The organism is Eggerthella sp. 1_3_56FAA, from assembly GCF_000185625.1.
GTDB lineage: Bacteria > Actinomycetota > Coriobacteriia > Coriobacteriales > Eggerthellaceae > Eggerthella > Eggerthella lenta.
In genome coordinates this window covers 719,355-728,195 of the sequence record NZ_GL622579.1, presented here as the reverse complement: position 1 = coordinate 728,195, position 8,841 = coordinate 719,355, and the positions used below count along the sequence as shown (strand labels likewise).

Here is an 8,841-nt window from a genome sequence, read left to right as displayed (position 1 = left end):
GGCCAGTAGGCCAGGTACTCGAAGTAGCGGCAGCGGAAGGAGTTGGCGGAGGCCATGATCTCGTTGCCCATGGTGAGCAGGATGTCGCGGGGCGGCATGCAGGTCATCATCGAGTCGTTGCGGAAGTCGGGCGTGCCGATGGCCTGGTTCCACTGCAGGGGCGTCGGGCGGTCGACGACCACGCCGCGCTCCTCGAGCGCCTTCACGAGGTTCTCGAGGCAGGCGTTGCCGACCTCGACCGTGCGCAGCGGGCGGAGACCCCACATGCCGCGCATCTCGGAGTCGACCGGCACCTTCTCGGAGGTCGCGGGCTCCTCGGGCGGGATGACCGAGTTGTCGCACAGGCCGACGATCACGCGCTTCAGCGGATCCCAGTCGTTCCAAGAATTGACTATCTTCGCCATGACAGTCTCCTTTCTCCGGCAGCGCTTCCGGCGCCGCCTTCAAGGTCTTCGGGTGGCGTGTCCACCTCTCTGTGAAGATATTGTGATGGGCTGGGAAACGCTATTCAAAGGGCGCAGTCCGTTCGGTGTCGCGGTGCCGTTGCACAAGGTCATCCGTATGTCCGAGTTGCGGAATTAAAGAATATGATTGTCAACTATGCCGGACAATTGTGCAAGAATGTAACGTGCTGTCAGGCGTTTCGGTGCGGTATGTTTAATTCGGTTGACAGGTTTCTTGCAGGTTCAAGTCGGGGTGCTCTAAGAGGAGGCTTTGTATGCTGCCGGATCTTGCTCATGGACAGGACATCTTCGGATCGCCCGAGCTGCGCACGAAGATGAAGATACTGCATGCCGTCGACAAATCGCTCGATCGCATCACGATCGCCGAGATATGCGAGAACGCGGGAATATCCCGGCAGACGTTCTACCGCCATTTTCAAAGCAAATACGACATCCCTTGGTGGCATTCCATCTTCTGCCGGCAGTTCTACCTCAACGAGATAGGGCGCACCATCGATTGGAAGACGGGGTACTATCATCATCTCCGGCTTATCGCGCAGGAGCGCGATTTCTACCGCAAGTCCATCCAGTACAGCATCAACACGCCCTTCGGCCAGACCGTTATGCCCGAGAACCGCAAGACGGTGCTGTTGGAGACGCTCGAGAAGTACCGCCATGTGACCGTGAACGACAACATGCGGTTCATCGTGGAGATATTCTCGAAGCTGGAGTGCGAGGTGCTGAACGACTGGTTCCGCTCGGATGCGCCCACCGACCTCGTGCGTTGGACCGACGATCTCGTGAGCCTCGTGCCCGACCGCCTGTACCGCGCGCTGAGGATCGACGAGCCGGGTGGAACCTCGGCTGGTTAGGGGCGCCGACGTCCTGCGGACGCAGCGGGGGAGGGTTTGGCGCAACGGGCGCGCATCATCGCTCGAAAAACACGTTTTCGGAAGCGATTCCGTGTTTTTCGAGCGATGATGCCCATCATGCTTGTGGGCGTTGCGGGAAACGCTTTTCCGGAAGCGCATGATGTCGTACAATACGCACGCACGCGATTCACGCGCACGCCAGTGTGGCGCAACGGTAGCGCAACAGTTTTGTAAACTGTGGGTTGCAGGTTCGATTCCTGTCACTGGCTCCACGGAACACCAGGCCACCGGCTCTTTCGTCGGTGGCCCTTTTCGTAGTTAGGGGTAGAACGCCCCTGACATACCTACAGGAATAAGCTGCCTACTCCAAGAACTCGCTGCGAGCCTATCCCTCGATTTTGCAAGGCGCGCGGCTGGAGCGAATTCGCGATCGTCGGCACCCCGCCGCGCAAGAAGGTCGGCGGTTTTCGGCGGTAATCGACGCGATTCCGTCGTTCGTTTGGGGCGACGCTGCTTGCGGCGGGCTTTCTCATGCTGGTTCCGGCGGCCAACGCGTAGGATGCGCGAACTGTTCGCGGGTTTCACAGAGCCTTCTGCTCGCCGGCGCGCTATACTCTTTCGAATGAAATGCGTAGGGGGACGGTGAGCCGTCTCGGCCTCCGAGGCTTTCGCTCGGGAGGCAGGCGAGAGGAGTGCGATGAACCCGCTGTTCGACGAAGCGCTGTCGTTCGTGAGCGACACGGTGCGCCGGTTTTACGCCGGAACGGGCATCGAGCAGGTGGTTGAGCGCTTTTCCGACGATCTCTCGTGGATAGGAGCGGGCGAGGTGGAATTCTCGACCAGCGCCGAAGAGATCGTGTCGTATTTGACGAAGCGAGCGCCGCTTGCGCCTCCGTGCGAGGTTTTCGACGAGGAGTTTTACCTGGTGAACGTCACGGAGTGCAGTTGCACCGTGATGGGTCGCTACAATGTGCGCACGCGCGAGGACTCGCAGCTGGTGATCGAAGAGCGCCAGCGGTGCAGCTACGAGCTGGTGGATGCGGGCGGAGAGCTCAAGATCCGCCATGTCCATGCGTCGAATCCCTATCGGGCGATGAGGGACGAGCGGTACTTCCCCTTCGAGGCCGGCAGGCAGACCTACGAGTACTTGCAGCAGCTCGTACGCGAGAAAACGGCCACCATCGATCTGCTCACCGACAACATCACGGGCGGCCTCAAGATGAGCGAGGACGACGACGTGTACACGCTGTCCTACGTCAACGAGGGTCTGGCGCGCATGCTCGGCTACACCATCGAGGAGCTGATGGAGGTGAGCGGCGGCACGGCGGCGGGCATGGTGCATGCTCCCGATCGCGCGCAGGCGCTCGCCGATGTCGCGCGCTGCTTCGCCGAGGGGCCTACGTACGAGACGGAGTACCGCGCGCGCCGCAAGGACGGTACGCTGGCGTGGGTGCTCGATTCGGGTCGCAAAGTGCAAACCGAGGACGGTGCGGTGAAGATCGGCAGCGTGCTCATGGACATCACGTCGCGCAAGGAGGCGGAGATCGCGCTCGCGGTGGAGCGGGAGCGCTACCGCATCGCGCTGCGCAGCGTTACCGACGTTCTGTTCGAATACGATATCGAGCGCGACGTGCTGGTCGAGTACGAGCGCGCGCCCGGCGCGGACGGCAGCGCGCTTCCCGAGGAGCGTCGGATCGAGCGCTACACCGAGATGATCGCAGAAGGCGAGCGCATCCATCCCGACGATTGCGAGCGCCTGGCCGAGGCGCTGCAGGGCGGCGAGTCGGTGACGCTCGACGTGCGTCGTCGTTTCGGGGGATCGCCGGAAGGCGACTGGCGTTGGACGCGCATGCACGCCATGATGCTGTACGACCGCAACGGAGCGCCCGTGCGCACCATCGGCAGCTGGCGAGACATCACCGCGGAGCGTCGTCAGCTTGAAGACCTCGCCGACCAGGCGCGACGCGATCCTCTGACCGGGCTGTTCAATCAGAGCGCCACCTCCGAGCTCATCGACCCGCTGTTGCGCACCGGTGCGAAACGCGGCGTGGGCGCTCTGCTCGTCATCGACATCGACGACTTCAAAGGCGTGAACGATACGTTCGGCCATCTGGCCGGCGACGAGCTGCTGTCGAACGTGGCGCGGTCGCTTGAAGAGGCGCTGGCGTCGGACGACGCCATCGTTGCGCGTATCGGCGGCGACGAGTTCGTCGCGTATCTGCCGCACGCCGATCTCGTTCAGGCGCAGCGGGCTGCTCTGCGGGTGAACGGGCAAAGATGCGAAGGCCGCGCGCTCGTCACGCTCAGCGTGGGCGGAGCGTTGGCCGGTATCGACGGAGGAACGTACGAATCGCTGTTCGACGCGGCCGACCGTGCGCTGTACGAGGCGAAGCGCAAGGGTAAGGATCGCGTCAGCTTCGCGGGCGAAGCGCGTCCTTGAACGCGGCGGCATCGTCGGGCGTGGTCTTGATCGCGCGCACGAGGCGGGGCTTTCCGGTGAGGCCGCGCACTTCGAGGGGTTCCGCCAGCTCGATCCACAACGCCTGCCCGCCCATGGCCGCCAGGTTCAGAAGCTCCCTCTTCGGGACAGCGGGATCCTGGGAACCGACGCGCGCGATGCGGTCGAGGGGGATGCGCTCGCAGACGAGCATGCCCCAGCGCGCCACCAGCTCGACATCGTCAACCAGAAGCGGGTTCAGCACGACGGCGCGGGCTTCGGCGACCATCCAGAGGATCGTGTAGAGGGAGAGCGCGGTCAGCACGCATGCGACCGCGACGCTGAACCGTGCTGCCAACAGGTGCGCGGCGACCGTTTCGACGGCGATGAGAACCAGCATGACGCCGACCGCGGCGACGTAGCCGCTTTGCCGGTGGGACGAGAACGCCCGGTAGCCGTGCGGCATGTGCGGCGCGCGGCGCCACGAAGCCGACGCGTAGTACCACATGACGCACTCGAGCGCCGCCATGCGCGCGACCCGCTCGTTGCGAACGAGAGCGGAAAACGCGTCCGAGAACCAGTCGAGCGGGTTGTCCGAGGATGCTTTCGCCGTGCGGAAGCGGCGGACGAGGCGGAGGACCTCGCGCGCGGCGATGCCCAGCTCCACTCCGACGGCGCACAGGCCGAGCGGCGCCAGCAGCGACGGCTTGCCGGGTGCGGCGAACTGCAGCGACACGAGGCCTCCCAGCCAGATGACCGGCAGCACCAGCAAGGGCGACAGCCTGTAGCGTCGCACCACGAGGAGGTAGAAGACCGCCGGGACGAACACCATGAGGTCGAACGGCACCGCAAAGCCCGACGCGAAGTCGAATCCGGTTGCGGGGACGGTTGCCATGCAGGCGAGGTCGATGCCGTATAGAGCAAGGCAGGCGAGCAGGGCGATCGCGATGCGCGGCAGGGCGCGGGAGGGTGGCGCGGGGGTTCCAACGGGCGCGAACGGCATGGGGCCTCCTGACGTGTGCGTGACGATGCTGCTCTTCGCATGGTAGACCATGACGCAGCGTCGGGGTCAACGGGGATACGCCGTCGGTGGCTGCGGAATCGCGGAAAACGTTCCGGTCTTTAACGAATCTTTATAAACCGGGCGCATCCTGTTCTCAGGCAAGAGAAAGGACAGGCTCTATGGGATTCATGGTGGAAACGAACGATCTCACGAGGACGTTCAAAGGGCAGAAAGCGGTCGACCGGGTGTCGCTGCATGTGCCGGAAGGATCGGTGTACGGCCTTTTGGGACCGAACGGCGCGGGGAAGTCGACGCTGCTCAAGATGCTGTGCGGCATGCTGCGGCCCACCTCGGGCGAGATCGCTTTCGCGGGTCGTCCGTGGACGCGCGACGACTTGAACGATATCGGGGCGCTCATCGAGTCGCCCCCGCTGTACGACAACTTGACGGCGCGGGAGAACCTGCGCGTGCGCACGACGCTTCTGGGCGTTCCCGAAAACCGTATCGACGAGGCGCTGGCCACGGTGGGGCTTCCCGAAACGGGCAGGAAGCGCGCGGGCCAGTTCTCGATGGGCATGAAGCAGCGTCTGGGGATCGCGCTCGCGTTGGTGGGTCATCCGAGGCTGCTGATCCTGGACGAGCCGACCAACGGCCTTGATCCGGTGGGCATTCAAGAGCTGCGCGCCCTCGTCCGCTCGTTTCCGGAGCACGGCATCACGGTGGTGCTGTCGAGCCATATCCTGAACGAGGTGGAGCATATGGCCGATCTCGTGGGGATCATCGTGGAGGGCCGTCTGGCCTACGAGGCTCCACTCGGCGAGGGCGTCGATTTGGAGCGTTTGTTCATGGACGTGTGCCTGGGGAAGGCGGTGGCATGATGGAGGCGCGGACGAGGCCGTTCTTCTCGGTGTTCAGAGCGGAGGTGCTGAAGGGCCGCCGCGGGGCGCCGCGCAAGGTGGCGCTGATCGCGCCGTTGCCGTTCTGCGCGCTGGGCGTGCTGTCCTCGGGCGTCATTTCTGGCACGGGCGCGACCGGGGGTGTCGCAACGTATTTGTGGAACTTCTGGTACGTGCTCATGATGCCCGTCGCCATCGCGCTCATCTGCGTCTCGGTGGCGAACATCGACGCTCGGCAGAAGCTGCGTTCGGTGCTGGCGCTGCCGTTTCCCCCGGCGCGCACGTGGTGGGCGAAGGTGTGCTACGCGCTGGCGCTGGCGTTCGCTGCGAACCTCGCGGTGCTGGTCTGTTCGACGGCGCTTGGAGCGATGGGCGTTGATGCCCCCGGTTTCGCCGAGGGGCTGGCCGCGGCGACCATCTTGACGGTTGCGAGTTCGTGGATGGTTCCTGCGGCGCTGGCGCTGACCGTGCGGTTCGGGACGCTTGCGGGCATCGCAATTCCGGTGCTGTTGCAGCTGGGCGCGGGTATCGCGCTGTACTCGTCGGCGGCGTGGTTCGCGTTCCCGCCGGCGACGACGCTCTGCGCCGTGTCGCCGCTTCTGGGCGTGGCGCCGTCCGGCGTGCCCTTGGAGGCGGGCGAGGCGCTGGGCGCGTTCGGTTGGGAGGCCGTGGTCGGCATCGTCGTGGCCGCGGTGCTGTTCGCCGTGCTGGCATGGGCTGGGGCGACGTGGTTCTCGAAGCGCGAGGCTGCATGATGGCCGGGACGGAGGCGCGCGCGAAGGCGCGCGAGGCCGGGACGCGAGCTTGCGAGGCGGAGCCCGGTCGGGCGCGCGTGACGTTTCGGCGCGCGCTGCGCTCGGAGGCGGTTAGGATGCGCCGCTCGCCGCTTGTGGTGCTGCATGTGGCGCTGGCTGTCGCGCTCGGTGCGCTGGCGGGTGCGTACTTCGCGTTCTCGGCATGGGATTCCCTGCTGGGAACCGACGCGTTCTTCCAGCTGCTCGGCGCGGGCGCGCCGCTTCTGGCGGGCATATCCTGCGGCTTGGCGGCGGATGCCGAGCAGCGGGCGGGCGAGGGTGCGAACGTGCTGGGCGTGTCGTCGAGGCGCGGCGCGCTGGCGGCGAAATTGGCGGCGCTGTTGGCGCTGTGCCTGATGGCTGCCGCTATCGCAGCCGCATTGTTCTGCGGCGCGCTGGCGCTGGCGGGCCGTTCGCTTCCCGATACGGCTGCGGTGGCGCTTGCGACGGCGGGCATCGCGTTGGGCAGTTTGTGCTCGTACGCCATCCTGTGGTGCGTCGCGCTGCGCTTCGGTCGCAACGCCTCCATCGGGATGGGGACGCTCGGTTTCATCGCGGCGCTGACGCTGATGGGAGGGCTGGCGAACGGCTTGGTCACCGGCACGTTCAGCGGAGCGTTCAGCATTGGGGCGGCCGCGTTCGTGCCGTTCGCGTGGCCCTCGCGTCTGGCTTCGCTTCCCTTGGAGCTGTCCATCGCCGCGGGCATGGGGGCGCAGGCGCAGGTCGAGGCCCTGGCCGCGGCGTACGCGACCGTGACGTGCGCATGCACGGCTATCACGGCGGTCGTGCTGGCGGTGGCGCTGGCGGCCGCGAACCGCTTCGAGAACCCGCGTCGCAGCGGCGAATAGGAACGGATGACCTGAAGGAACGGGGCCGATGCCTCGTGCTACACTCGTGCGAGACGGAAGGAGGAACGATGGCCTGCATACTCGCGGTCGACGACGACGAGGCGATCCGCAACCTGCTGGGACGCGTGCTGGGCAAGGACGGGCACGACGTGCGCTGCGCCGCATGCGCCGAGGAGGCGCTGGCGCTGAAGCTCGACCGCTACGATCTGGTGCTGCTGGACGTGATGATGCCGGGGACGGACGGGTTCGAGCTGTGCCGCGCCATCCGCGGCTCGGTGGATGCGCCCATCGTGTTCCTCACGGCGAGAAGCTCCGAGGACGATGCCGTGTACGGTCTGGGCCTGGGGGCGGACGACTACCTGCGCAAGCCCTTCGGCGCGGCCGAGCTGCGCGCGAAGGTGGCGGCGCACCTGCGGCGGGAGCGGCGCGAGCGCAAGCACGCGCTGTCGTTCGGCGCGCTGCGTCTCGACCTCGCATCGCGCGAGGCGTACGTGGGCGAGGCCGCCGTGCCGCTGACGAAGACCGAGTTCGACGTGTGCGAGTTCCTGGCGCGCCATCCCGGCCAGGCGTTCTCGCGCGACCAGATCGTGGAGAACGTGTTGGGATGGGACGCGGAAAGCGCCGCGTCGACGATATCGGTGCATGTGGCGAACGCGCGCGCGAAACTGAAGGCGGCGGGCGCCGAGCCCATCGACACGGTGTGGGGAGTGGGGTACAAATGGACAGCGTGAGGCGGGACGCGTGGACGCACGGTGCGAACGGCGCGAGTCGCGGCCGCGGACGCAGGTTTCCCTTGGGCGCGCTCATCCTGCGCTACTTCGCCTACGTGCTGGCGGCGCTGCTGGCGCTGGCGCTGGCCGCATACGTGGCGTTCGGCTTGCTCGTCGGAAGCGGGACGGTGCTTCTGGCGAACTACGGCGACACGGCCCTGGACGAGACGTCGGCGCAGCTTGCCGCGCTGCCCTCCGCCGATGCCGACGCGATCGACGCCGCCGTGCCCTCGGCGTACAGGTGGGCGCTGTTCTCGCCGGACGGCGCGTATGAAGCCGGCGACGTTGCCGCGGGCGCGGTTGGCGACGCCCGCGCGGCCGCGTTCGACGGCCTGGCGATCGGCTACGAGACGTTCGGCATGACGCGGTACGAGCCGGTGACCTTGGCCGACGGCTCGGTATGCGTGCTCGTGTACCAGTATCTGCCTCAGTTCGCCTCGAAGGATCTGCGCGACGCGCTGCCGAACCCGCAGAACCTGCTGCTGGGCGCGCTCGCCGTGCTGTCGGTGCTGACGCTGGTGGGCATCGCCGCGCGCGCCGCGCGGGTGATCTCGCGCAAGATGGAGCCGCTCGCGGACGCCGTGCGGCGCATCGAGGAGCGCGACCTCGACTTCGAGGTTGCCTCGTCGCGCGTGCGCGAGATCGACGACGTGCTGGCCGCGATGGACGACATGCGCGCCTCGCTCAAGGACTCGCTGGAGGCGCAGTGGCGAGGCGAGCAGGCGCAGCGCGAGCAGATCGCCGCGCTCGCGCACGATTTGAAGACGCCGCTCACCGT

At 66.4% G+C, this 8,841-nt stretch carries 8 protein-coding genes, 1 tRNA gene and 1 pseudogene; 8 read left to right on the top strand and 2 right to left on the bottom strand.

Translation table 11 applies throughout. The features are described from left to right. Positions 1–404 (bottom strand): annotated as a pseudogene (locus tag HMPREF1023_RS03170) (serine/threonine protein kinase); the annotation flags it as partial. 314 nt (positions 405–718) lie between these two features. On the opposite strand from HMPREF1023_RS03170, the gene HMPREF1023_RS03165 reads away from it, so the two are divergent. The 3 genes from HMPREF1023_RS03165 (at position 719) to HMPREF1023_RS03155 (ending at position 3,755) form a co-directional block, all read left to right on the top strand. Further along, entirely contained in the window at positions 719–1,315 is a 597-nt protein-coding gene (locus HMPREF1023_RS03165; protein WP_009304701.1) for a TetR family transcriptional regulator, read from the top strand. Positions 1,316–1,512: 197 nt separating this feature from the next. Further along, positions 1,513–1,587, top strand: a tRNA-Thr gene (locus HMPREF1023_RS03160). A 425-nt stretch (positions 1,588–2,012) separates the two neighbouring features. Further along, positions 2,013–3,755 carry a diguanylate cyclase gene (locus HMPREF1023_RS03155; protein WP_009304700.1) on the top strand — a complete coding sequence of 581 codons (1,743 nt, stop codon included), beginning with the start codon at positions 2,013–2,015 and terminating at the stop codon, positions 3,753–3,755. Here HMPREF1023_RS03155 and HMPREF1023_RS03150 read toward each other — a convergent pair. Beyond that, positions 3,727–4,755 carry a hypothetical protein gene (locus HMPREF1023_RS03150; RefSeq protein WP_227101225.1) on the bottom strand — a complete coding sequence of 343 codons (1,029 nt, stop codon included), beginning with the start codon at positions 4,753–4,755 and terminating at the stop codon, positions 3,727–3,729. The two genes, HMPREF1023_RS03155 and HMPREF1023_RS03150, sit on opposite strands and share 29 nt — an antisense overlap. 179 nt (positions 4,756–4,934) lie before the next feature. Between HMPREF1023_RS03150 and HMPREF1023_RS03145 the strand changes: the two genes are divergently transcribed. The 5 genes from HMPREF1023_RS03145 to HMPREF1023_RS03125 form a co-directional block, all read left to right on the top strand. Next, a complete protein-coding gene (locus HMPREF1023_RS03145) occupies positions 4,935–5,633 on the top strand; it encodes a lantibiotic protection ABC transporter ATP-binding protein (protein ID WP_009304698.1) in 699 nt (232 codons plus the stop codon). Further along, positions 5,630–6,406, top strand: a complete 777-nt coding sequence (locus tag HMPREF1023_RS03140; RefSeq protein WP_009608367.1) for a hypothetical protein — start codon at positions 5,630–5,632, stop codon at positions 6,404–6,406. Before HMPREF1023_RS03145 ends, HMPREF1023_RS03140 begins: the two co-directional genes overlap by 4 nt. Next, entirely contained in the window at positions 6,403–7,293 is an 891-nt protein-coding gene (locus tag HMPREF1023_RS03135; RefSeq protein WP_009304696.1) for a lantibiotic ABC transporter permease, read from the top strand. The genes HMPREF1023_RS03140 and HMPREF1023_RS03135 overlap by 4 nt, the downstream gene beginning before the upstream one ends. A 68-nt stretch (positions 7,294–7,361) precedes the next feature. Beyond that, on the top strand, positions 7,362–8,024 hold the full coding sequence (locus HMPREF1023_RS03130) for a response regulator transcription factor (RefSeq protein ID WP_009304695.1): 663 nt from the start codon (positions 7,362–7,364) through the stop codon (positions 8,022–8,024). Between the two features lie 62 nt (positions 8,025–8,086). Further along, the coding region (locus tag HMPREF1023_RS03125) for a HAMP domain-containing protein (RefSeq protein ID WP_009304694.1) at positions 8,087–8,841 on the top strand (755 nt) is incomplete at its 3' end.

Coding starts and splice junctions, on each gene's coding strand:
- HMPREF1023_RS03155 (WP_009304700.1), top strand. CDS start 2,013: ATGAACCCGCTGTTCGACGAAGCGCTGTCGTTCGTGAGCGACACGGTG.
- HMPREF1023_RS03165 (WP_009304701.1), top strand. CDS start 719: ATGCTGCCGGATCTTGCTCATGGACAGGACATCTTCGGATCGCCCGAG.
- HMPREF1023_RS03130 (WP_009304695.1), top strand. CDS start 7,362: ATGGCCTGCATACTCGCGGTCGACGACGACGAGGCGATCCGCAACCTG.
- HMPREF1023_RS03140 (WP_009608367.1), top strand. CDS start 5,630: ATGATGGAGGCGCGGACGAGGCCGTTCTTCTCGGTGTTCAGAGCGGAG.
- HMPREF1023_RS03150 (WP_227101225.1), bottom strand. CDS start 4,755: ATGCCGTTCGCGCCCGTTGGAACCCCCGCGCCACCCTCCCGCGCCCTG.
- HMPREF1023_RS03145 (WP_009304698.1), top strand. CDS start 4,935: ATGGGATTCATGGTGGAAACGAACGATCTCACGAGGACGTTCAAAGGG.
- HMPREF1023_RS03135 (WP_009304696.1), top strand. CDS start 6,403: ATGATGGCCGGGACGGAGGCGCGCGCGAAGGCGCGCGAGGCCGGGACG.